The 21609-nt window shown below is 63.6% G+C and carries 21 protein-coding genes; 5 read left to right on the top strand and 16 right to left on the bottom strand.

Annotation, left to right across the window (positions count from 1 at the left end; genetic code table 11):
• Positions 1-90: 90 nt before the first annotated feature.
• From OOJ09_RS22400 to OOJ09_RS22390, 3 genes are all read right to left on the bottom strand, one after another.
• Positions 91-1116 carry a sugar ABC transporter substrate-binding protein gene (locus OOJ09_RS22400; protein ID WP_269907285.1) on the bottom strand — a complete coding sequence of 342 codons (1026 nt, stop codon included), beginning with the start codon at positions 1114-1116 and terminating at the stop codon, positions 91-93.
• 85 nt (positions 1117-1201) lie between these two features.
• Positions 1202-2188 carry an ABC transporter permease gene (locus OOJ09_RS22395; RefSeq protein ID WP_269907284.1) on the bottom strand — a complete coding sequence of 329 codons (987 nt, stop codon included), beginning with the start codon at positions 2186-2188 and terminating at the stop codon, positions 1202-1204.
• A 271-nt stretch (positions 2189-2459) separates the two neighbouring features.
• The gene (locus tag OOJ09_RS22390) at positions 2460-2774 is read right to left on the bottom strand and encodes a hypothetical protein (protein WP_269907283.1); all 315 of its coding nucleotides are present in this window, start codon (positions 2772-2774) and stop codon (positions 2460-2462) included.
• Here OOJ09_RS22390 and OOJ09_RS22385 point away from each other — a divergent pair.
• Together OOJ09_RS22385 and OOJ09_RS22380 are read left to right on the top strand one after the other, a co-directional pair.
• Entirely contained in the window at positions 2764-3765 is a 1002-nt protein-coding gene (locus tag OOJ09_RS22385) for an ornithine cyclodeaminase family protein (protein WP_269907282.1), read from the top strand. The two genes, OOJ09_RS22390 and OOJ09_RS22385, sit on opposite strands and share 11 nt — an antisense overlap.
• Positions 3762-5279 (top strand): HAL/PAL/TAL family ammonia-lyase, encoded by a 1518-nt coding sequence (locus OOJ09_RS22380; protein ID WP_269907281.1) that lies wholly within the window; start codon positions 3762-3764, stop codon positions 5277-5279. The genes OOJ09_RS22385 and OOJ09_RS22380 overlap by 4 nt, the downstream gene beginning before the upstream one ends.
• On the opposite strand, the gene OOJ09_RS22375 is transcribed toward OOJ09_RS22380, so the two are convergent.
• The 11 genes from OOJ09_RS22375 to OOJ09_RS22325 all read right to left on the bottom strand — a co-directional run bounded on the left by OOJ09_RS22375 (position 5244) and on the right by OOJ09_RS22325 (position 16688).
• Positions 5244-6044, bottom strand: coding sequence for a 3-methyl-2-oxobutanoate hydroxymethyltransferase (locus OOJ09_RS22375; RefSeq protein ID WP_269907280.1), 801 nt, complete (start codon positions 6042-6044; stop codon positions 5244-5246). The two genes, OOJ09_RS22380 and OOJ09_RS22375, sit on opposite strands and share 36 nt — an antisense overlap.
• A gap of 95 nt (positions 6045-6139) precedes the next feature.
• Positions 6140-6451 carry a MocE family 2Fe-2S type ferredoxin gene (locus OOJ09_RS22370; protein WP_269907279.1) on the bottom strand — a complete coding sequence of 104 codons (312 nt, stop codon included), beginning with the start codon at positions 6449-6451 and terminating at the stop codon, positions 6140-6142.
• Between the two features lie 39 nt (positions 6452-6490).
• A complete protein-coding gene (locus OOJ09_RS22365; RefSeq protein ID WP_269907278.1) occupies positions 6491-7585 on the bottom strand; it encodes a fatty acid desaturase family protein in 1095 nt (364 codons plus the stop codon).
• Between the two features lie 73 nt (positions 7586-7658).
• A complete protein-coding gene (locus OOJ09_RS22360) occupies positions 7659-8840 on the bottom strand; it encodes an aldose 1-epimerase family protein (RefSeq protein ID WP_269907277.1) in 1182 nt (393 codons plus the stop codon).
• 58 nt (positions 8841-8898) lie between these two features.
• The gene (locus OOJ09_RS22355; RefSeq protein ID WP_269907276.1) at positions 8899-9813 is read right to left on the bottom strand and encodes a sugar phosphate isomerase/epimerase family protein; all 915 of its coding nucleotides are present in this window, start codon (positions 9811-9813) and stop codon (positions 8899-8901) included.
• A gap of 55 nt (positions 9814-9868) precedes the next feature.
• Complete coding sequence (locus OOJ09_RS22350) at positions 9869-10954, bottom strand: Gfo/Idh/MocA family protein (protein ID WP_269907275.1); 1086 nt, start codon at positions 10952-10954, stop codon at positions 9869-9871.
• A 35-nt stretch (positions 10955-10989) separates the two neighbouring features.
• Positions 10990-12066: an ABC transporter ATP-binding protein gene (locus OOJ09_RS22345; protein WP_269907274.1), complete on the bottom strand. Its 1077-nt coding sequence runs from the start codon at positions 12064-12066 to the stop codon at positions 10990-10992.
• Between the two features lie 3 nt (positions 12067-12069).
• Entirely contained in the window at positions 12070-13161 is a 1092-nt protein-coding gene (locus tag OOJ09_RS22340; RefSeq protein ID WP_269907273.1) for an ABC transporter ATP-binding protein, read from the bottom strand.
• A complete protein-coding gene (locus tag OOJ09_RS22335) occupies positions 13158-14135 on the bottom strand; it encodes a carbohydrate ABC transporter permease (RefSeq protein WP_269907272.1) in 978 nt (325 codons plus the stop codon). Before OOJ09_RS22335 ends, OOJ09_RS22340 begins: the two co-directional genes overlap by 4 nt.
• Positions 14132-14992, bottom strand: coding sequence for a carbohydrate ABC transporter permease (locus OOJ09_RS22330; RefSeq protein WP_256753554.1), 861 nt, complete (start codon positions 14990-14992; stop codon positions 14132-14134). Before OOJ09_RS22330 ends, OOJ09_RS22335 begins: the two co-directional genes overlap by 4 nt.
• Before the next feature lie 82 nt (positions 14993-15074).
• A complete protein-coding gene (locus OOJ09_RS22325) occupies positions 15075-16688 on the bottom strand; it encodes an extracellular solute-binding protein (RefSeq protein WP_269907271.1) in 1614 nt (537 codons plus the stop codon).
• Between the two features lie 335 nt (positions 16689-17023).
• On the opposite strand from OOJ09_RS22325, the gene OOJ09_RS22320 reads away from it, so the two are divergent.
• Complete coding sequence (locus OOJ09_RS22320; protein ID WP_269907270.1) at positions 17024-18052, top strand: LacI family DNA-binding transcriptional regulator; 1029 nt, start codon at positions 17024-17026, stop codon at positions 18050-18052.
• Here OOJ09_RS22320 and OOJ09_RS22315 read toward each other — a convergent pair.
• Both OOJ09_RS22315 and OOJ09_RS22310 read right to left on the bottom strand, forming a co-directional pair.
• Positions 18027-18497, bottom strand: a complete 471-nt coding sequence (locus OOJ09_RS22315) for an aconitase X swivel domain-containing protein (RefSeq protein ID WP_269907269.1) — start codon at positions 18495-18497, stop codon at positions 18027-18029. The genes OOJ09_RS22320 and OOJ09_RS22315 overlap by 26 nt on opposite strands.
• On the bottom strand, positions 18494-19744 hold the full coding sequence (locus OOJ09_RS22310; protein WP_269907268.1) for an aconitase X: 1251 nt from the start codon (positions 19742-19744) through the stop codon (positions 18494-18496). Before OOJ09_RS22310 ends, OOJ09_RS22315 begins: the two co-directional genes overlap by 4 nt.
• A 275-nt stretch (positions 19745-20019) precedes the next feature.
• Between OOJ09_RS22310 and OOJ09_RS22305 the strand changes: the two genes are divergently transcribed.
• Together OOJ09_RS22305 and OOJ09_RS22300 are read left to right on the top strand one after the other, a co-directional pair.
• Positions 20020-20277, top strand: a complete 258-nt coding sequence (locus tag OOJ09_RS22305; RefSeq protein ID WP_269907267.1) for a hypothetical protein — start codon at positions 20020-20022, stop codon at positions 20275-20277.
• Between the two features lie 230 nt (positions 20278-20507).
• Positions 20508-21578, top strand: a complete 1071-nt coding sequence (locus tag OOJ09_RS22300) for a sensor histidine kinase (RefSeq protein WP_269907266.1) — start codon at positions 20508-20510, stop codon at positions 21576-21578.
• Positions 21579-21609 lie beyond the last annotated feature (31 nt).

Below are 21609 nucleotides of genomic sequence, written 5' to 3'. Positions count from 1 at the left end.
TCACTGCTGCCGCGAGAGAAAAAAGGAAAAAGAGAAAGGGGTGGCCGGGCAATCCGGCCACCTCGTTGATACCGATTGGCGAGGATCGGCTTATTTCGCCGCCGCTTCGGCCTGCAGCGCCTTCAGATCCCAGCAGCTGTCGGGCTTGAGGTCGGCCTTGGTCGTCGCCTTCTCCAGCGTGTAGATGTAGGTGTGTGACGTGCCGGCCGGCTGGCCGCTCTGCAGCAGGAACTTGATGATGGCGTTCATGTCGCCCGACTGGTGGGCAAGATCGGTCATCACCACCGCGCCATAGGTACCGTCCTGCAGCTTGTCGCAGTCGGCCGCCTTCTCGCCGCCGCCGGTGGTGACCAAAAACACCTTTCCGTCGAGCTTGGCATCGCGGATCGCGGCGGACGCGCCGGTGGCGTCACCATCCCAGAAGTCGATGATCGAGCAGATGTCCGGGTTCTGCTGCAGCATCGTCGTCGTCACGTTGCGCGACGTCGTCGCATCCCAGTTGGAGTCGGGCTTGGCCACGACCTTGAAGTCGGGATGCTTGTCCAGCACCTTCATGATGCCGGCATACTGGTAGAGGCTCGACGAGTTCGCCTGGTCGCCCTGCACAAGGCCGATCTTCTTCGACGAGTTTTCGCCGCAGCCCTTGATCGCCGCTTCAGCCTCGAGCTGGCCAAGCCGATCCCAGTCGCTGCCGACAAAGGCGTCGGCCGGGAAGTTGGCGGGATTGTCGACCAGGAGCACATAGGTGCCGGCGGCCTGCGCCTTCTTCATCAGCTTGGAATACGAGTTGAGGTCCGGCGCATGGATGATCAGCACGTCAGGCCTGGTGTCGGACGAGATGGCGTCGGTGATAGCCTGCGCGCCGGCATCGACGACCCAGTTCGGATCGCGCGTTTCGAAAGTGCCGCCCCAGGCGTCAACCTCCTTCTTCAGGTAGTGCGCCCAGCCCTGCGCCAGGTCGAAGCCCATCGCCAGCGGCACCAGCATGACGCGCTTGCCCTTGAGCGCCTGCGCATAGGCGGCCGGACCCGGATCGTCGGCGGCGAAGCTTGGCGCCACGAAGGCGGTAACGGCCAGCGCCGTGGCGGCGGCCATCAGTGTTCTGATCAATTTCATGTCACATCCTCTTGTTTCAACAATTGCCGGCCAATCGTCGCGATCGCACCGGGTACCCCAAGCAAGATGGGCTAGCCCATCTGCTCTAAATGTCGCCTTGCTGGGCGGTCTGCTCGTCGCGCGGATTGAGGATGCCGTCGACGATGATCGCCCCCAGCAGGATCGCCGCCTTGATCAGGTTCTGGTAAAGCAGCGGAATGTCGATGATGGTCATGGCGTTCAGCAGGATGCCGATCAGCGCCGCTCCGACCAGCACATTACGCACCCCGCCCCGCCCGCCGGACAGGCCGATGCCACCGATGACCGCCACCAGCACGATGTCGTAGAGCAGCGTCGAATTGACGACGCGGGTATTGATCGAATGCAGGCTGGCCGCCGTCAGCAGGCCGGCGATCACCGCGACGAAGGCGGAGAGCACATAGCGCAGCACCAGCATTGGCCGCACCGGAATCCCGATGTTGCGGGCCGCGACCGGATTGTCGCCGGCGAAATAGATGTAGCGGCCCCATTTGGTGTAGCGCAGGAACAGGAAGAACAGGAAGGCAAGGCCTGCGAAGACGAACACTTCGATGGGAATGTCGAGGAAGCGCAGGCCGCCGAGCAGCTCGACCCAATGGCCCTGAGGCACCGGCACGGCATCCTGCGTGATCAGTTGCGAGCGCACATAGCCGAAGACGAAGGAGCCGGTGGCCAGCGTCACGAAGATCGCCGGCACGTCGGCATAGGCGACGAGAAAGCCGTTGAGCAGGCCGATGGCCAACACGCCGGCCAGCACATAGGCAAAGGCCAGCCCATCCGAGGTCCCGGTGTTGAGCAGTTGCAGATACCAGGCGACCGACATCGCCATGATCGCGACCGCCGACAGGTCGATGCCGCGGCCGATGATGACGACGGCCATGCCGAGTGCCAGTATGCCCAGCACCGAAACCGAGCGGACGATGGCGACGAGATTGTTGGGGTCGATGAAGCCAGGCAGGCCGATGGCTGCGGCAACGAACAGCACCACTGCTATGGCAAAGACAATGCCTTCCTGATTCAGGCTCCTAAAATTCGGCCAGCCTATCGTGTTCATGTCTGCTTTCGCCCCGATGGCAGCGCTGCCATCCCGAAAAACAAAAGCTAATCGGCTGAGCGCCGGTTCGTCAAATGAATCCGCGCTCGCAAGCCCCGTCCACGGCGATATTCATCGAGTGGACGCATCGATTGCCAAAACTGGCGCAATGCCCGGAAACTCCTGCATTTTTGGCAACTGATTGCGCCATTGCGGCGGCTCGCGAAAGTGCCGCTTCAAGGCGAAAGGACAAGGCGGAATTTATCTCCGCATACGGCGGAAAAATCCGATTTCAATTCCCGGATGCGTGGCCGGAAACCTCGGCGCCCGCACCTTGCGGCAGCGCGAGGAATCGGAACGACGCCACCAGCCCGATGGCGCCGATCACCAGGAACGCGATTCGAAAATCGATGAGGTCGAGCGCCGTCCGGTCCCTGAACTCGGTCAGGTTCTGCGAGAAGCCGCAGGCGAACGAGGCCAGCGTGAACAGCGCGATCGCAACGAGGCCGCGTCCAGAGACGGCGCAACAAACTTTCGTGTCACGGCGCGGCCTGCTATGGGATGAGCGGGGCGACCGAGGAAAGTGTGCGCGCGAAATGAAGCCCATCCATATCGACTACCTCAATGCCCTCGACATCGATGCGCTTGCCATGAGCGATGGTGAAATCATTGCCGCCGTCGAGGCTGGCCTGGTGGCGCAAGGCAAGGGCCAGACGGTGATCGAGCCGCGCGTCCATCTCGAACCGGATCCATCCTTCCACGGTCATTTCAATGTCTTGCGCGGCTACGTCGCGCCGCTCGACACGGCCGGCGTCAAGATCGTCGGCGACTATGTCGACAACTACCTGCATGGGCTGCCTTCGGAATTCGGCATCCTCAATCTGTTCGATCCGCGCACCGGCATGCCGCGCGCCATCCTCGACGCCACCGTCATCACCGACATGCGCACCGGCGCCGTCACCGCCATCGGCGCCAAACATCTGGCGCGCAAGAATTCGAAGGTGCTGGCCCATATCGGTGCGCGCGGCACCGCCTACTGGAACGTGCGGCTGCTCGACCATCTCTTTGATTTCGACGAGATCCGGGTCCATTCGCGCCGCCCGGAAAGCCGCGACGGTTTTGCCGCCAAGCTGTCTGCCGATCTCGGCAAGACGGTGACCGCGGTGGCCGACTGGAAGAGTTGTATCGAGGGCGCCGATATCGTCGTCGAGGCCTCGCGGCTGCCGGAACCACAACCATTGTTGAAGACCGAATGGATCAAGCCCGGCGCGCTGGTCGTGCCCTATGGCACTATGAGCGCGGTGGAACTGTCGCTGACCGACATCATGCAGAAGATGGTCGTCGACGACTGGGGCCAGTGCAAGGGCGGCAAGTTCGGCTCGCTGCGCGCCCATGTCGAGACCGGACGGCTGAGCGAGAAGACGCTCCATGCCGAACTCGGCCAGATCGCCGCCGGTCTCAGGGCCGGCCGTGAAAGCGACGGCGAGACGATCCTGTTCTGGCATCGCGGCCTGTCGCTGTCCGACATCGCGCTCGGCAAGGCGATGCTGGCCAAGGCGCAGGCGCAAGGCATCGGCCAGAGGCTGCGCTTCGCATGAGCGCGCTCGTCCTCACCGGAGCCAGGGTCAGCGTTGACGATGTGGCCGCCGTCGCGCGTGCGGCGCGCAAGGTGGAAATCGCGCCCGATGTCATCGGCAGACTGGAGAAGGCGCGAAAAGTGCTCGACCAGGTTGCCGCGTCCGGCCAGCAGATCTATGGCCTAAACACCGGGCTTGGCGCCAATCTCGGCACTTCAGTAGAGGGCGATGCCGGCGCCTTCCAGCGCCAGTTGCTTGAAGGACGCAGCGGCGCGGTCGGCGAGGCGTTGCCGGTCGAGACCGTGCGGGCAACCATGTTTGCCCGGGTAGCGATGCTTTCCGTCGGCGGCTCCGGCCTTTCGCCTGCCGTGTTTGTCGCCCTGGTCAACGCGCTCAATGCCGGCGTTCATCCGGTGATGCCGTCGCTTGGCTCGATCGGCGCCGGCGACCTGGTGCTGATGACGACGCTCGCCCGCCTGCTGATCGGCGAAGGCGAAGCCGACTATCAGGGCCGGCGCATGCCGGCGGCCAAGGCGCTGATGATGGCCCGCCTCGCCCCGGTCACACTGGCGCCCAAGGACGGGCTGTCGCTGATCAACGCTTCCTCGGTGTCCGCCGGCAGCGGCGCGCTTGCGGTGACGGATGCGCTGTCCGCCCTTGCCCAGCAGCAGCAGGCCGGCGCACTGACGATGGAAGGCATCGGTGCCAACCGCACCATCCTCGATCCGCGGCTGCATATGGCGCGTCCGGCGGCCGGCCAGCAGGAAGCCGCCAAGGTCCTTCACGATCTGCTGGCCCGCGACGAGGTGCCGGCGCCGACCACCTTGCAAGATCCGCTGTCGATCCGCTGCATGCCGTCGATCCATGGCGGGTTGATCGAGGCGATCGGTCAGGCGAGACAAGCCGTTGAGATCGAGCTCAATGCCGCCGCCGACAACCCGCTGGTGCTAAGCGACGACGAAATGGTGCTGTCGACCGGCAATTTCCACACCGCCGCGCTGTCGCTCGCCTTCGAGACGCTCGGCCTGGCGATCGCTCAATGTGCCGCAGCAACTGCCGCCCGCTTCATCCAGCTCACCGGGTCGGGCCGCAACGGCCTGCCGAAGTATCTGTCGCCGGTCGGCGGCGCCTCGGCCGGCTTCGTGCCATTGCAGAAGACGGCGACATCGGTCCTCGCCGCCATCCGCCACAAGGCCAATCCGGTGATGCTCGATTTCTTGGCCGTGTCGGAAGGCGTCGAGGACCACGCAGCGCAGACCCCGCTGGCGGTTGCCAAATGCGCAGGGATGATCGTGCTGTGGCGGCGGCTGATCGCCTTCGAGCTGATGGCCGCCGCGCAGGCGGTCGACCTTCGTGAACGGTTGACACTGGCACCGCGCACCGCCGCTGTCCACACAGCGATACGTGCGCTCGTCCCGGCGCTCAAGGAGGACCGGCCGCTCGGCATCGACGCCGAAGCGCTGCATGCCGCGCTTGCCGGAGGGAACTGGCCGCCGGCCCTAGCCCCGGCCGACCTTGTCCAGAAACAGGTGTAGCTCGGTTGGGTCCATGTGCACGACGTGCCTGTCCTCGGGATAGGCGCCGCTGTTGACGTCGGCGACATATTCGGAGAATGCCGCCACCCGCTCCGCTTGCAGCCGGTCGTATTCGGCCGCGAAGTTGCGATAGACCTTCGAGTGGCGAGGCATGTGGCCTCGATTCTGACCAAGAATGTCGTCGGCGAACAGATATTGCGCGTCGCAGCCGGTGCCCGCTCCCATCGACAGCATGATCAGCGAGGTGCGCTCCGAGATCGCTTTCGCCACCTCGACCGGCACCACTTCGATCTCGGCGCCGATGGCGCCGGCGGCCTCCAGTTGCTTGACCGCCTCGAAGACCTGCATGGCGGCGGCGGCGGTCTTGCCGACCGCCTTGAAGCCGCCTGTCCAGGTGGCGCGCGACGGGATCAGCCCGACATGGCCGATGACCGGGATGGCGTCGTCCGCCATCCGCTTGATGGTGGCGTAGCCGGCGCTGCAATAGACCGCGTCGGCGCTGGCCTTGTAGAGCCGGAATGCCCAGCGCACGAAATCGTCTGATGTGCCGATCTCGAAAAAGTTCTCGCCCGGCATGGTGAACAGGCTGGGCGCCGCATCGCGGTATTGCGGGTTCAGCACCAGTTCGGGCGGCACCGAGACGATGTCGACCCCTGCCCGCTCGGCGGCCTCCGCCTCGTCCATCGTCAGCACGCGCAGCATGGTCAGCTGGCGCTTGCCCTTCATGGCGCGTAGGTCCGCGACGGTCGGTCTCTTTCGGCTCATCGGCATGGTTCCTCTTGTTGATTGGGCTGCGGCCGCAGGTGTTGTTTGAGCGTGATCGCTCCCGAAAACTGGTTCCCGCTTTTCGGGATCATGCTCTAGATCTCAACCATGACCTTGCCAGCTTCGATCTTCACTGGATAGGTCTTGAGGTTGACGCAGACCGGCGCGCCCTTGGCGGCACCTGTCTTGTAGTTGAAGCGGCCATTGTGCTTGGGGCATTCGATGATGTCGTCCATCACCAGGCCGTCGGCCAGATGCGCCTTCTCATGCGTGCAGTACCCGTCGGTGGCGAAGAACTCGTCATCCGGGCTGCGATAGATGGCAAAGGTTCGTCCGCCATGGTCGAAGCGGATGACGTCCTCCTCGTCGACGTCGCTCACGGCGCACGCCTCTACCCAGTCGGTCATTTACGTCTCCTCGTGGTCCAGCCTGTGCGGCCCTTCAAACTACTCGGCGGCCGCCGACATATCGACCTTGTGGAATTCGCCACGATAGGGCCTGGCCGTCGGCGGCAATTCGCGCTTGAGGTAATAGTCCTCGTATTTCAGCTGCCTGAGCAGGACCGGCCAGACCTCGCGATAGGCATGCCACATCGACGGGTTGGGCCGCGGCAGATCGTGCTTGATCAGTTCGTGCAGCCTGGGCAGCGCGTGATATGGCACCATCGGGAACATGTGGTGCTCTACATGATAGTTCATGTTCCAGTAGATGAACCGGCTGATCGGGTTCATGTAGACGGTGCGCGTGTTGAGCCGGTGGTCGACGACATTGTCGGCGAGTCCGATATGCTGCAGCAGGCCGGTCGTCACCATGTGCCAGGTGCCGTAAAGGCGTGGCAGGCCAATCAGCACCAGCGGCAGCCACGAGCGCGTGTAGAGCGCCAGCGCAATCGTTGCGATGTAGATGGCGATGTGCCAACGGGCCGCGACAACCGCCTTGCCCTGCTCCATCTCGGGAATATAGCTCTTCTCGTCGTCCGACAGTCTGCCGAACGCCTGGCGCACCAGAATCGGCAGTGAATAGCGGAAATCGAGGATGCCAGTGAAGGCCAACGCCGCCTTCAAGAGGTCTGGCGGGCGCATGACGGCGATCTCGGCGTCGCGGCCGACGATGATCGTATCGGTGTGGTGGCGGGCATGGCTCCAGCGCCATTGCACGGGATTGCGCATCAGCATGAAGCTGGCGATCTGGTAGACCACGTCGTTCATCCAGCGTGTGCGGAAAGCGGTGCCGTGGCTGCATTCGTGCCAGCGCGAGTCGCTCGAGGAACCGTAGAGCACGCCGTAGACGAACAGGAACGGCACGACCCACCACGTGCCCCAGAACCAGACGATTCCGGCGGCGGAAGCCAATATGGCAACGATCCAGATCAGCGTGTCGCGGATCGCCGGGCCGTCGGAGCGCTGCATCAGCTCCTTCATCGCCTTGCGCGGGACATCGGTGTGATACCATTCCGCCGAGGCCAGCCCGGTCTCGATCGCGATCCGCGTGCTTTCACCGACCAGGCTGTAGTCGCGCTTCGTCTTGCCAGCCGTCATCATGGCCTCCGGACAGTAGATCGGGCAGGCTGATCCACAACCTGCCATTCGCCGCGGCATGGGCTCGTCATCGACATCACGGCCTGCTCCTCAAGGTCGGAAAATTGCCGGACGGCGCCGGGTAATCCTCTTGCGGCTGCGTCGCGATCGCCGCGATCCGCCGCTCGCAGGCGGCGATTTCGCTCGCGCCGTCGAGAACGCGGAACACCGCATCATAGGAGCGGCCCTCGCCATGCTCCAGCCAGATCATCTCGTCGCGTTCGCGCGCGGCGAGATTGCCCAGCACATGATGCGTCGAAGGTTCGATGCCCAGCGCATACTGCCCCGCCTGGAAATTCTGCCACTGATAGGCGCAAGGCAGTTGTTCCTTGCGCGTCACCACTTCGAAGCCAAGGCCGATGCGATCGTTGACCAGCGCGACCGGCACCTCCCCATTGGCATCGGCCGTCATCTCATGCTGCCAGACCTGTTCGCTGAAACCCAGCTGCGGTGCCGGCGCGGTGCGGTACCCGACCTTTTGCGCCCGGTAACACTCGCCATCATGGCCGGCCCAGACAACGTCCCGGATCGGCGCCAGATAGCGCGAACCCTCGTCGAGCAGGGGATGGCTGACATTGACGTGATAGAAATACATATGCGGCGTGCGGCTGAAGCCGTGATTGACGACACGGTCGAAGAGCCGGATCTCGTTGCCGCCGATATCGGCCTCGATACGGCGGATGAGATGCAGGTCTTCGCCGAACACGGCCGACTGCTGAACGATGCCTTCGGCCCACAGCACGCAGTGGTCGCCGTCCCAGGTCTCGCCATAGCCGGTCAGCCGTGCGGGAATGGTGCCGACGCGGCCATGTAGAGAATGGATCACCGTCTTCCTGCCCGGATAGGTGTAGCTATCGGCCGGCACTTCTTCCCGGCCCAGTATGTGGTCGAGGCCGCAGGTGACAAGCAGGCCGGAAAAGGAGCGTGCCCAGGCCAGCCCCCCTTCCCCTTCATAGTCGTGCAGGCCCGGATGGCGAAAGCCGCTCGGCGAATGCCAGCCGATCGCCTGGCCCTTGTAGTCGCAGTCGGCGACATCCAGCGCCCGGTCGACCAGCGCGGTGAAGCGCAGGCCGGAGCCGGTACGGAACTCGAGCATGCGGATGCCGCGCTCCACCCCGTCACTCAGTGTCATCAGCCGCACGCCGGCGAATTGCGACAGCATGCCCGAGCGTTCCCGGACCTGCCGGCGCGAAAGCGTCTTGCCGTAGAGTTCTACCATGTCACGGCCGCTTCATTCACGTCACTGTCGTCCCTTCAACCGGCACCGCAACCGATCATCACAGGCCGTTGGCGCGGAACTTCCCGTCGAGGAACTTCTTGGCGCGCGGCACGTCGTCTTCCGACAGATGCTCGATGATGACCGGGATGTTCGGATGCTTCTGCGCCAGCCGCTGAAGATAGAGGTCGTAGTTCAGCGAGCCGAGGCCAGGCGCCGGCAGCTCGATCTCGCCGACACCGCGGAAGGTGTGGCTTTCCAGTGCGTCCTCGTCCCCGATATCGGCATGCTTCTCCGATTTGTCGCTGCCCGAGCGCTTGACGTCCTTGGCGTGGGCGATCCTGATCTTGTCGGTCAGCGTGTCGAACACCTGGTTCAGGATCTGATCCATGCGGTCGATGTTGTGCGTCTCGAAATAGTTGGTCGGGTCCATCAGCAGGCCGAGGCCGGGATGGTCGACCTGCGCGAACATCTTCACCGTCTCTTCGACCGAGCCGACGACGTTGTTGACATAGGTCTCGAGCAGGAACACCGCGCCGTGATCATAGGCTGTCTGGGCGAGGTCGGCGATCACCTTGCGGCATTCCTCGAATCCTTCCTCGGTCTTGTTCTTGGGGTGATGCACCCAGTCTGATTCGGTGTTGTACGTGCCGGTTTCCGAGATCACGTAAGGCGAGCCGAAATGGCGGGCGTTGCGGATGATCTCCTTCAAGTAGCCGACGCGCTTGTCGCGCTCGGTCTTGTCGGGGTGAATGATGTTGGTGTAGCCCGACACGCAGCAGATTGGCAGGTTGTTATCGCGGAAGACGTCGCGCACCTTCTTCGCCTTGTCCCTGGTGATCTGGCCGGCCGACAGGTCGACATCCCTGAAGTGCAGGTCGAGCTGCACTGTGTTGAAACCGAGCCCGCGGATCTTCTTCGCCGTCTCTTCGAGACCGTACGGGAAATAGCCCGTGAAAATACCTGCCTGCATCATGGTGTGAATTCCTCCCTGTAAGCGATTCAGTTGTCTGGTGTTTCAGCTGCGGTGATCAGATGGCGATTTCGGAAAGCCTGACCGTTCGGCCCTCGTCGATCGAGCGGTAACCCGCCTCCACAAGCGCCATGGTCTTGACGTTGTCGGCGACCGACAGCGCCGGCGGCGTGCCGGTCTTCACCGCGTGCTGGAGCTGCTCCATCACGCCAATGAAGGCATGCGGGAACCACATCGTGTCCCAGCTGGGCGTCATCCATTTGCCGTCGGTGGTCTCGGTCGAAGCGTAGGTCAGCGTCGACGCGGAGCCTGTCGGCCAGCCGATCGTGCCCTTGGCGACGCCCTTGGTGCCGTCGACGCGCCAGTTGATGTGCTGGTCGTCATTGTAGCCGTCCTGGCGCGGCCCGGACCACACATCCTCCAGCGACACGGCGAGCACGCCAGACGGGAATCGCAGCGTCGAGACGGTGATGCCGTCGGAATGGTCGAATTTCGTGCGCGGATCCTTGCGCGTCAGCGTCGTGATTTCATCCGGGTCGCCGAACAGGAAGCGCAGCACATCGAGGTGATGCACGCTCATATTGGCGAGCGTCAGCCGGTCGTAATCCTCGAGGAAGGGCTGCCAGTGCGGGATGGCGTGCATGTCGATCTGCGCGAAGACAATGTCGCCGAGCGCGCCGCTGTCGATGATCTGCTTCAGCACGCGCATCGACTGGTCGTAGCGCATGTTCTGGTTGACGGACAGGATCTTGCCGGCCTTCGCCGCCTCGTCACGCAACTTGACCGCTTCCTCGACCGACAGCGCCAATGGCTTTTGCGCCAGGATCGCCTTGATGTGCTTCTGCTTCAGCGCATGGCGGATCAGCGCCGGCTGCTGGTCGGGCGGAAAGGCAAGGTCGATGATCTCGACATTGGTGTCCTCGATCAGCTGCTCCGGCCTGTCGTGGACCGTCGGAATGCCCCAGCGCGTCGCCACCTTCTCGGCATTGGCCTTGGTCCGCGAGGCGATCGCCACCACCGGGAATCCGGCTTGCCTGTAAGCGGCGAGATGGCACTCGGCCATGATCATGCCGGCGCCGACGCAGCCGATCCTGTATTCCTTTGTGCGGACCGTCACGTCCGGCTCGAAGCCTTTGCCTGCCATGTTATCCTCCCGAAAGTCTTTCCTCGCGGCAGCAATCATCGTGCCAGCGCTCCCCCGCTCTGTCCGAAATAATGCACTCTGGCCGGCTCGCAGGATATCGCCACCATCGCATCGGGCCTGATGTCGGGCTGGCCGCGCAACAGTGCCTTCAGCCGCGCCTGCCCGGCTTCGAGCGTCACCACGGTGTAGCCGCCGAGCGGCTCGACCTCGAACACCCGAGCCGGGCGGCTTGACGCCCCGTCCGCCCTGCCCCCGTCCACCCACGGTCTGACCTTTATATCCTCCGGCCTGAGCCCGATCTCGACGGCATCGGCGGGAGCCGTCTTGTCGGCAATGCGGATCGTGCCTTCGGCAGCCTCGACGCCGCCCTCGCCGCGCGCCGATTTCAGGATGTTCATCATCGGCGAGCCGAGCAGCCGCGCCACATAGGTGCTGGCCGGGCGGTCGTAGATTTCGGCCGGCGCGCCGATCTGCCTGATCCTGCCATGCTCCAGGATGGCGATGCGGTCGGCGACCGACATCGCCTCTTCCTGGTCATGCGTGACATAGATCAGCGTCTTGCCGAGCTCGCGCTGGATGCGCTTCAGCTCGACCCGCGTCTCCTCGCGCAGCCTGGCGTCAAGCGCCGAGATCGGATCGTCCATCAGATACGCATTGGGATCGCGCACCAGGGCACGCGCGATCGCCACGCGCTGGCGCTCGCCACCCGAAAGCTGCGCCGGCGGCTTGTGCAGGATATGGCCGATATGCAGCTTCGCCGCCACGTCGGCGACCCGCGTTCCGATCTCGGCCTCGGCGACCCCGCGTTCGACCAGGGGGAAGCGCACATTGTCGAGTGCGCTCATATGCGGGAACAGCGCCAGATTCTGGAACACCATCGCGACGTTGCGCCCGGCCGGCGACAACGTGTTGACCAGCTTGCCGCCGATCAGGATGTCTCCAGAGTCCGGCGTCTCCAGCCCGAGCACCAGGCGAAGGATTGTCGACTTGCCCGACAGCGGCGGCCCGAAGAAGCAGAAAAACTCGTTGTCGTTGACGGTGAACGAGGCATCGTCGACGGCGAGCGTGCCCCCGTAGCGCTTGGTCACATTGCGAAAGACGATGTCAGCCATGTCTCAACCCGCCTTCATCGCAAGGCCGGTAGCGGCGTCGAAGATACGCACCGACGACGCGGCGGGGGCGACGACGGCGACGTCACCGATCGCCAGTCCGACATCATTGTCGAACACCGTCTTCACGGCAGCCTCGCCCTGGCCGAGATGAACGATGGTGCGTGCACCGATCCGTTCGACGAAGCTGACCCGCATGGCCAGGCCCTGCCCATCTGGCACCAGCAAGGCCTGTTCCGGCCGAAATCCGTAAAGCACGTCGCCGCGCGCGCCACGCAGTGCGGCCGCCAACTCGCCCGGCAGCAGCGGCGTGATGCCCAGGGGCCCGAGATCGACGATCAGCCCCCGGTCGCTCTCCGCCGGCCTGCCCTTGAGAAGATTCATGCCGGGTGCGCCGATGAAGCGCGCGACGAAGACATTAGCCGGATCGTTGTAGACCTCGAGCGGCGTGCCGACCTGTTGCAGCACGCCATGGTCCATGACCGCGATGCGGTCGGCCATGGTCATCGCCTCGAGCTGGTCGTGGGTGACATAGACCATGGTCTGGCGGAACTGGCGCTGCAACTGTTTCAGCTCGGTCCGCATGACAGCCCGGAAGGCGGCATCGACATTGGAAAGCGGTTCATCGAGCAGGAAGATCGCCGGCTCCATGATCGCCGAGCGGCCGATCGCCACGCGCTGCAAGATATTGACCGACAGCCGGTCGGCCTTGCGGTCGAGCAGCGGTGTCAACTGCAGCATTTCGGCGATGGCGCCAACACGGCGGTCGATCTCGGCCTTCGCCGCGCCCCGCATCCTCGGTCCGTAGGCGAGGTTCTGGCGCACCGTCATATGGGTGAAGATGGCATAGTTCTGGAAAACGAAGCCGACACCGCGCCGCCCCATCGGCACGCCGGCCATGTCCCGTTCGCCGAACAGGATCCTGCCGCCGGTCGGCTCCTCCATGCCGGCGATCATGTTCATCGTCGTCGACTTGCCGCAGCCCGACGGCCCGAGCAACGCCATGAACTCGCCGTCGGCGATGGCGAGGTCCATCGTCTTCAGCGCGGTGAAGTCGCCGAATTTCTTGACCAGGTTCTGCAGGTGGATCGCGCTCATGCCGGCACCTGCCTTGCCCGCGCCATGCGCTTCATCGCGAACACGGCGACGATGGACAGCACGATCAGAATGGCCAGCGCGATCGCCGCCACGTAGCCCCAGATCAGGTCCTGCGTGGTGAGCTTGTAGATGTAGACGGAGATGGTCTCGGTGGCGACGCCGGGGCCGCCGCCGGTCATGATGTAGAGCGTGTCGAATATCTTGAAGTTCTCGATCACCCGGATCGCCAGCGCGATGATGATGATTGTCTTCATCTTCGGCAGCACGATGGTGACGAAGCGTTGCCAGGGATTGGCGCCGAGCAGCGTCGCCGCCTTGATCTGATCCTCCGGCACGCCGACCAGGCCGGCAAGCAGGATGAGGAACATCAGCGGTGTCCACTGCCAGATGTCGGCGACCATGACGGCGATCAGCGCCAGCGTCGGATCCGATAGCCAGGCGATGGTGACGGGAGAACCGGTGAGCGACGACAGGATGTCATTCACCGGACCGCCCGACTGGAACAGCATGAAGAACATGTATCCGGCCACCGCCGGCACTACCATCATCGGCATCAGCAGGATCGAGTAAAAGATGCGCTTGCCCGGAAAATCGTCTGCAAACAGCGTCGCCAGCGCCAGGCCGAGCAGGAATTCCGCCGGCACGCAGACGATCATGACGATGGCCGTGCGCTTCAGCGCGCTCCAGAAGCGCGCGTCGGCGGCAAGGTCGGTGTAGTTGGCAAAGCTGTTCCACAGCGACCAGGCGTTCCACCAGCCGAGGCCCGACAGCGGCGACAAGTCGGTGACGCTGATGTAGAGCTGCATCAACAGCGGAAAGGCCGAGATGAACAGGACCAGGACCTGCGCCGGCAGCGTCAGGCGAAAGCCGAGCCTTGCGGCCTCGTCGCGCGGAGCCGGTCTTGCCTGGACGGTTTTCCCATCGTCTTCCAAAGTGGGGGCGTCCTCCGAAATCGTCCCAGTCACCGCGCTCATTGCTTGAGCGCCCCGAAAGTCAGTCCGCGCACCAGATGGCGCTGGATGGCGATGCCCATGATGACTGGCGGCACGGCGGCGATCAGGCCGAGCGCCGCCTTGGCGCCATAGAGCTGCCCGGTCATCGAGGACGACAGCGAGGCCATGTAGACGGGGATCGTCACCCATTCGCGCGTCGTCAACAGCAGCGCGATCAGATAGTCCGACCAGTTGAGGATGAAGACGAAGAGCGCGGCGCTGGCCAGCGGCGCGCGCATCATCGGCAGCGTGATGCGGGTGAAGACGCGCAGCCGCGAACAGCCCTCGACAAGGGCCGCCTCCTCGATCTCACGCGGCATGTCATCGAAGAAGGTCTTCATCAGCCAGAAGGCGAACGGCAAGGTGACGATGCCGTAGATGAGCGACAGTCCCCACCAGCTGTCGGTGAAATTGAGGAACGACCACATGATCATCACCGGGATCATCACCGCCATCGGCGGAAACAGCCTGAGCTGGATAAGCGCCAGCGGCAGGTTCTGGCCGGAGCCGAAGCGCGACAGCCCGTAAGCCGCGGCCGTGCCAGCCGACATGGCGATCGCCGTGCCGAACACCGCCGACAGCAGCGATGAGAGGATCGGCTTCAGCGCCGTGCGGTCGAGCGCGACGATCAGGTTGTTGGTCGATTCGCCGAAGACGAAGCGGAAATTGCTGAGCGTCGGGTTCTTCGGCCACCATGTCAGGTCGGCGCCTGTCGCCGACCATTCGGCGATCGGCTTGAAGGCCATCGACACCATCCACAGGATCGGCACCAGCGTTACCGCCATCGCCGCGAGGATCGCGGCGTAGCGGAATATCTCGAAGGGGACGGAACGCTTCATCTGGCTGCTTTTGCTGGTGGCGTCGGTTGCGGAGGGGAAGAGCAGGTGCTCCTCCCCTCCGGCTCTGATCCAGGGAGACGGATCAGCTGATCGGATCGAGAACGGTCGGCCAGGCCTCCTTGTTGGTCCTGATGGCTTCGAGCAGTTTGTCCTCGCCAATACGCCGGGCGATCTTCTTCCACTCGGCTTCAGTGTCGGCCATCGCCTGCTCTGCTGTCTTGGCCTTGGTCAGCGAGGCCATGAGGTTTTCGTCCAGCGCGTTGTGGAAGGCGGTCGCGCCGGGGTAGTTGATGGTCGGCACCGTGCGAGCGACCGTCTCGCGCACCACGTCCATGTGGTAGGCGTGGTAGGTCTGGCGCACCAGCGGATCGGAAAAATCCGAAAGCCGGAATGGATCGAGATAGCCGCCCGGGTTGGCGCTCATCCAGGCGTATATGCGGGCGGAGCCCAGCCATTGCAGCAGGAGATAGGCGACCTCCTGGTTCTTCGACTGCGCCGAGACCATGCCGGTCAGCGAGAACCACAGCACGGAACGGCTGATCAGCTTGCCGTCGATCTCGCGGCCGGGCGGCAGCATCGAGCCGATCTTGCCGGTGACAGCCGAATCCTTGTTGCCCGCATTGTCGAGGAATTTCGGCAGGTTGGAGAAGGCGCAGGTCATCGCCGCCCCGCCCTTGGCGAAATTGCCATACTGCTCCGGCCAACCCCACGAGATCGCGTCCGGCGAATGGTGCGAAAGCGACGCGACATATTCGTCGGTCGCGGCGATGCCGTGCTCCGAATTGATCAGCGGCTTGCCGTCATCGCCAAACAGGAACTGGTTGGGCGAAGCCATGGAGACGTAGCGCTGATACCAGTTGGTGTAGCCCCAGCCCTGGTTGCGCAGGTCGGTCGAGCCGAACAGGCCCTTGTCCGGGCGCTGGAAGAAGGCCGCGATGTCGCCATGCTGCTTCCATGTCTTCGGTGGCGCCAGATCGTAGCCGTATTTGTCCTTGAAGGCCTTCTTCTCGGCTTCGTCGCCGAACAGGTCGGTGCGGTAGACCCAGGTCTGGAAGTCGCCGTCGAGCGACACGCCATAGTTCGAGCCGCGATATTTGTTGAGCAGCGACACGCCCTTGGCTCCGTCGACATAGCCGGTCTTGGGATCGTCCCATTCCGGCTTGTATTGCGCGACAAAGTCGTCGAGCTTGGCGATGCCGCCGGTCTCGGCAAGATCGCCGAGGCGGTTCCATTCGGTCGAGTAGATGTCGTAGGCCCCACCCTTGGTGGAGATGTCCTGCATCGTCTTGGTGAATTCCTGGCCGTTCGGCAGACCGACGATTTCGATCGGGATGCCGGTCTCCTTTTCCCACAGATCCTTGATCGACGGCGCACCGGCCGGAAACGGTTGCGTCAGCTGGCCGATCGAACCGTCCGAAAGACCGAGCACGATCTTTGCCGGCGCCTTGCCGGCGCCCTTCAACGCCTTGGCGGCCTCGATGGCGCGGCCTTCCGGTGTGTCGGCGCCGTACTGGTAGCGCTCGGCTCCGTCGAAGCCCGTCGGGCCGCCGATCATGCCAGGCGCCAGCGCGTCCGCCGCATAGGCGCGGCTGGGACGAATGAATTTCGGTGCAATGCCTGCGGCAGCCATGATGACGGCCGCCTTTCCTCCGGACGCCAACAAGCGGCGCCGCGACATGCGGATCAAATTGGACATTGGAACTCCTCCCTCAGGGCCACGTTTCCTCCACGACCCTATGAGGGATATTGACGGCAGCACGGCAAGGCTGTCAACATCATAAATAATCAAAAGACATCACAACATTGCAGGAAGGCGAGGAAATGTACCGTACCGTGGTTTACACACCACTGCTGATGCCTCGATTTGATGGGAAACTCCCCTTTCAAACCCCGCTCATTCCTGTTGAACGAATTGATTTAGCCCTGCGGCTTGCACATCGGCCAAGGCCGGATACATCATTTCCCATCAGAATCGCGGATGGCACGGAAGCCGTCGCCAGACGACCTGACGCATGCAGGAGATGAAAGACGGTGCGGTCCACCCTGACTGACATAGCCCGGGAAGCTGGCGTCTCGCCCGCCACGGTCGACCGTGTGCTCAACAACCGCCCCGGCGTTCGGGCGCGCACGCGCGAGATCGTGCTCGAAATGGCGCAGCGGCTTGGCTACATCGCCGAGAGCCCGAACGGGGCGCCGCAGCGGCCCTTGCCAGGCGACATCATCCGGCTCGATTTCGCGCTGCCCGCCGGCACCAATTCCTTCATCAAGATGCTGCACCGCCAGATCGAGGCGCAGGCGCAGTCACGGCCCGATCTCGATGTGCACATCGCCACCATAGAGGGCTTCAATCCCGACCGGCTCGCCCGTTTGCTGCAAGACCTGCGCGGACAGACGCAAGGCGTCGGCGTCATTGCGCTCGACCATCCAACGGTGCGCGAGGCAATCCGCTCGTTGTCGGCCGACGACATCAAGGTGGTGACCATCGCCTCCGACATCCTGCATGTGCCGAGGGTCGCCTATATCGGCATCGACAACCGCGCCGCCGGCCGCCTCGCCGGCTATCTGCTCAACCGCTTCATGGGCACGGGGCGCCCGGGCAAGGTGGCGCTGTTCGCCGGCTCGCTTTCCTATCGCGGCCACGAAGAACGCGAGATGGGGTTCCGCCATATCCTGACCGAGGAATCGCCCAATCTGCAGATCGTCGAGATGCGCGAAATGCTCGACGACCGCGAAAAGGCCTATTCGGAAGCGTCAGCCCTTCTGGAACGGCACCCAGATCTTGCCGCGATCTACAATGTCGGCGCCGGCAACACCGGCATCGCCCGCGCACTCAAGGAGCGCGGCCGCGCGCAGTCCATCGTCTTCCTCGGCCATGAGGTGACTGAAGGCACCAAGGACCTTCTGCTCGACGGCACACTCGACGCGGTCATCGACCAGAACCCGCGCGTCGAGGCGCGTGAGGCGCTCAACACCTTGACCCATGCGGTCAGGGGGCTGCCCTATGAATTGCACCAGCCAAGGCTGCAGGTGATCTTCAAGGAGAACATTCCGGAGATCTGAGCGGCACGGTTTCCGGTTGAACCCTGACGGTCGCTCGGCCATCCGCCTCAACAGTGATGGCAATGCTGTTGCCGGAAACAATTCCGGCAATGTCGCCAACCACCAGCGGCATGCGAATGGTGTAGAGAAACTCGGCGACGATCGCGCCCACGGCCAGGATCGAGTCGGGCCGTTCCATCAGGATGCCTGCCGGCGCGGTGCCCCTGCGGATCGCTTCGGCCAGAACAGAGGACGACGACGACGAGCCGCGCCCACTCGGCATGACCAGGATTTTGCCGGCGACATTCTGGCCAAGACCTGGATGCGAATGATCGATGACGTCGCCGGTCTCAGCATCGATGCCGCCCCAGAAGCTGAGCGGCTGCGAAAACACCAGCGCTTGGCCCTCGGCCTCGCCGGCCAGTTGGAAAATACCGGTCCGTTCGACCGCCGCCGGCTGCGTCATGAGGCGCTCCGTTCGACATGTCCGACTGCCGCGGAGCGGATGCAATCCTTCATTTCGGCGAAGGCGACCGACACGCCGATATTGCCGGGCGCGTAATGTGCCCATTTGCCGGAATTGGTCATCACCACCCCGTCGAGACGTTCGAGGATCGAAGTGACATAGGTGCAGGTGTCGGCGACGGGGATGAGGCCGAATGCTTCCATGCCGGCCAGCGCGCCCTCCTCCTGCAGCCGCTTCAGCGTCGCTCGCCCGGTGTTGACATAGATCGGGATGCCCCTGCCCGGCGCGACTGCGCGCAGCATCGGCAACAGGCGCATCCATTCCTGATGCGAGAAATGCGGGGTGCCGAGCGATACGGCCGCCAGCGGCGCGCCGTCAGGCACTCCAGACAGCCTGGCGAGCGCATGGTCGAGATCGGCACGCGTGATGCGGGTCGTCTCTTCCGGCGCGCAGCCTTGAAACGCCTCGTCGAGCGTCCTGGCTTCCGGCGTGATGCCAACCGCATGAAACAGGGCCACCGCACCGGTCGTTGCCGCCGCCGCGCCCAGCGCCTTCAGCTGATCCTCGTCGCGCGGCCGAGGCAGGCCTGAGATCACCGGAATGCGATCACCACTGGCCTGCCCGATGATCAGCCCGACGCCGACGAATAGGCTGTCACTCGGCTCCGGTTCGGGAACAGCCAGCTCGAACAAGATCCGCCCGCGACGGCTATCGCTCAAATGCAGGCCCCAGGCCGGGGCGCGTCCGGTCATGGCGCAGCACAGATCGATGAAATCGCCATAGCGGTTGGTGCGCGCGCCGATCACCGAATTGGCGAAAACGATAGCGTTGGATTCACCCCAGGCGATCTGCTGGCCGAAGCTTGGCCGGAACCGCGTCTGGTAAGGCGCGCAAGTGAAGGTTGCCTGGCAGCCGAGCTCCATATGCGCCTTCATCAGCCGCCGCGCCGGCAGCTCTTCCGCCGCCGGCATCTTCACCATGCCGGGATGAATGAGATCGAAGGAGCCGACATTCAAGGTCGTCGGCACCTGGACACGGCCCCCGCCCTCGACCAACCGTTCGACGAAATCGAGCCCGGCCTTGCCGTGGTAAAGACAGCCATCGATATGGGCGCCGGAAATATCGAGCAGGCTGGCTGCCCCGACCGCATTGGAAAACGCGACGAGAATCTTCATGGCGGCAGCGGCCGAGGGGCCCTGCTCGCCGTCGAGCATGGATCGGTCGCGTGCAGTGAGTTCCAGGGTCATCGCAGCTCCGTCCTCTATCCGACCTTATGGCGGGACAGCCCCCTCTGCCCTGCCGGGCATCTCCCCCGCAAGCGGGGAGATCAGCCATCGTCTCTGCCTTCGCAGATTTTCATCGTTGCAGGAAGAGCGGCGCCAAGGCTGGCGTTCCCCGAGCGGCCGAGCGCAGTCCTGACCTGCTCGTCGAAACGCTGGTCCTGCCACCACCTCACCTCCCGAAATCGAACCAGCCGACCTGATTTCCGCTATTGTGATAGGTTCCGGAAGGAAGGTGCAAGATGTCCGATTCCAATGGCCAGAAAAGTCCCAAGCTGATCGTCGTGGTCGCGTTCGATCGTGGCGAGGATGGCGAATTGTTTCCGGCCTTCGGCCCTGTCGACCAGCAGAGCGAGGACCGCGCCATACGCACCGCCAGGGCCCTGGCGGCAAAACATGCCGGCGTCATCGCCTGGAGCCGCGAGGCCGACCCGACGATGGGCGAATACGGCCCGCCGAACACGCTGTTTGTCAGCGGCGACGTACCGGACATGGAATAAAGGCTTGGCGCCAGGACGCTGGCCCGCGCTCGATGGCGACGGCCAGGCCCGGAAATATCGCCGGTACTGGCTGGGCGGCGCACTATAGGCGGGCCAAGTGCCCGCCTATTTTCAGCGCGATGTGGATATCGTATCACCGTGCCAGGCGGATTCAATTCGCGACAACGGGCGCGTAAACGTATACGTCCATGCTTTGAGAGGCAAAACGCCGCTCGTTTGGCTTTGTGCCCATGTTTCAACCCATCGCGAATATCGAAGACGCGCAGACGCTGGCGCAGGCGATCGTCAACACGATCACCGAGCCGTTTCTCGTCCTCGACGAGCAGTTTCGCGTGCTGGCGGCCAGCCGCTCCTTCTACAAGACATTCGAAGTCGACCCCGAGCAGACCCAGGGCTCGCTGCTCTACGCGCTCGGTGACGGTCAGTGGGATATTCCTGCCCTTCGCCTTTTGCTGGAGACGATCATTCCCGAGAAAACCGCCATGGACGGTTTCGAGGTCGAGCATGATTTCCCGAGGATCGGCCGCCGCACCATGCTGCTCAATGCCCGCAAGGTGCTTTACGATCATAGTTCAGCCATCACCATCCTTCTGGCCTTCAACGACATAACCGCCCGTCGTGTCATTGAGCGGGAAAAGGAAGATCTGCTCAAGCGCACCGAAGATCTGCTCCACCAGAAAGATGTCCTGCTGCGCGAAATGGAGCACAGGGTTGCCAACAGCCTGCAGATCATTGCCAGCATCCTGTTGCTGAAGGCACGCTCGGTCACGTCGGAAGAGACGCGCGAGCATCTCAAGGACGCCCATCAACGGGTTCTGTCCGTGGCCGAAGTGCAGCGCCATCTTCACACCTCGGCCGGCATCGACGAGATCGACGTTGGCTCTTATCTTCCGAAACTGTGTAGCAGCCTCGCCTCGTCGATGGTCGGCGAAGCTCAGCCGATCACGGTCACCGTGATGGCCGAGGGCGGCAGGATGGATTCGCAAAGGGCAGTCAGCCTGGGACTGATCGTTACCGAACTCGTTCTCAACGCCATCAAATATGCTTTCCCCAAGGAGAAATCCGGCGCGCGCATCCAGGTGAGCTACGAGACCGCTGGCAGCGACTGGAAACTGACGGTTTCGGACAATGGCGTTGGCAAGATCGCCAACGACATACCGGCCACCGGGCTTGGAACGGCCATCATAGAGGCGCTGGTGAAACAATTGGAGGCCAAGGTAGAGGTTATAAGCGACGCCGGCGGCACAAGCGTGTCTGTGACCCGGGCGACGTTTACCTCACGGGTGCCGAGGGCGGCTTGACATCGCCGCCAAGATGCCTGCCTCCCGACAT

The sequence above is a fragment of the Mesorhizobium qingshengii genome (assembly GCF_027563465.1).
GTDB lineage: Bacteria > Pseudomonadota > Alphaproteobacteria > Rhizobiales > Rhizobiaceae > Mesorhizobium > Mesorhizobium qingshengii_A.
Note: the sequence above shows the minus strand (reverse complement) of the source record. Positions and strands in the feature narration are given on the sequence as shown.

Excerpts from the sequence above, each read along its gene's own strand:
- OOJ09_RS22325 (WP_269907271.1), bottom strand. The coding sequence starts at position 16,688 with ATGTCCAATTTGATCCGCATGTCGCGGCGCCGCTTGTTGGCGTCCGGA.
- OOJ09_RS22345 (WP_269907274.1), bottom strand. The coding sequence starts at position 12,066 with ATGGCTGACATCGTCTTTCGCAATGTGACCAAGCGCTACGGGGGCACG.
- OOJ09_RS22400 (WP_269907285.1), bottom strand. The coding sequence starts at position 1,116 with ATGAAATTGATCAGAACACTGATGGCCGCCGCCACGGCGCTGGCCGTT.
- OOJ09_RS22365 (WP_269907278.1), bottom strand. The coding sequence starts at position 7,585 with ATGATGACGGCTGGCAAGACGAAGCGCGACTACAGCCTGGTCGGTGAA.
- OOJ09_RS22300 (WP_269907266.1), top strand. The coding sequence starts at position 20,508 with ATGTTTCAACCCATCGCGAATATCGAAGACGCGCAGACGCTGGCGCAG.
- OOJ09_RS22355 (WP_269907276.1), bottom strand. The coding sequence starts at position 9,813 with ATGATGCAGGCAGGTATTTTCACGGGCTATTTCCCGTACGGTCTCGAA.
- OOJ09_RS22315 (WP_269907269.1), bottom strand. The coding sequence starts at position 18,497 with ATGACGCAGCCGGCGGCGGTCGAACGGACCGGTATTTTCCAACTGGCC.
- OOJ09_RS22360 (WP_269907277.1), bottom strand. The coding sequence starts at position 8,840 with ATGGTAGAACTCTACGGCAAGACGCTTTCGCGCCGGCAGGTCCGGGAA.
- OOJ09_RS22380 (WP_269907281.1), top strand. The coding sequence starts at position 3,762 with ATGAGCGCGCTCGTCCTCACCGGAGCCAGGGTCAGCGTTGACGATGTG.
- OOJ09_RS22305 (WP_269907267.1), top strand. The coding sequence starts at position 20,020 with ATGTCCGATTCCAATGGCCAGAAAAGTCCCAAGCTGATCGTCGTGGTC.
- OOJ09_RS22385 (WP_269907282.1), top strand. The coding sequence starts at position 2,764 with ATGAAGCCCATCCATATCGACTACCTCAATGCCCTCGACATCGATGCG.
- OOJ09_RS22395 (WP_269907284.1), bottom strand. The coding sequence starts at position 2,188 with ATGAACACGATAGGCTGGCCGAATTTTAGGAGCCTGAATCAGGAAGGC.
- OOJ09_RS22375 (WP_269907280.1), bottom strand. The coding sequence starts at position 6,044 with ATGAGCCGAAAGAGACCGACCGTCGCGGACCTACGCGCCATGAAGGGC.
- OOJ09_RS22390 (WP_269907283.1), bottom strand. The coding sequence starts at position 2,774 with ATGGGCTTCATTTCGCGCGCACACTTTCCTCGGTCGCCCCGCTCATCC.
- OOJ09_RS22335 (WP_269907272.1), bottom strand. The coding sequence starts at position 14,135 with ATGAGCGCGGTGACTGGGACGATTTCGGAGGACGCCCCCACTTTGGAA.
- OOJ09_RS22310 (WP_269907268.1), bottom strand. The coding sequence starts at position 19,744 with ATGACCCTGGAACTCACTGCACGCGACCGATCCATGCTCGACGGCGAG.
- OOJ09_RS22340 (WP_269907273.1), bottom strand. The coding sequence starts at position 13,161 with ATGAGCGCGATCCACCTGCAGAACCTGGTCAAGAAATTCGGCGACTTC.
- OOJ09_RS22370 (WP_269907279.1), bottom strand. The coding sequence starts at position 6,451 with ATGACCGACTGGGTAGAGGCGTGCGCCGTGAGCGACGTCGACGAGGAG.
- OOJ09_RS22350 (WP_269907275.1), bottom strand. The coding sequence starts at position 10,954 with ATGGCAGGCAAAGGCTTCGAGCCGGACGTGACGGTCCGCACAAAGGAA.
- OOJ09_RS22330 (WP_256753554.1), bottom strand. The coding sequence starts at position 14,992 with ATGAAGCGTTCCGTCCCCTTCGAGATATTCCGCTACGCCGCGATCCTC.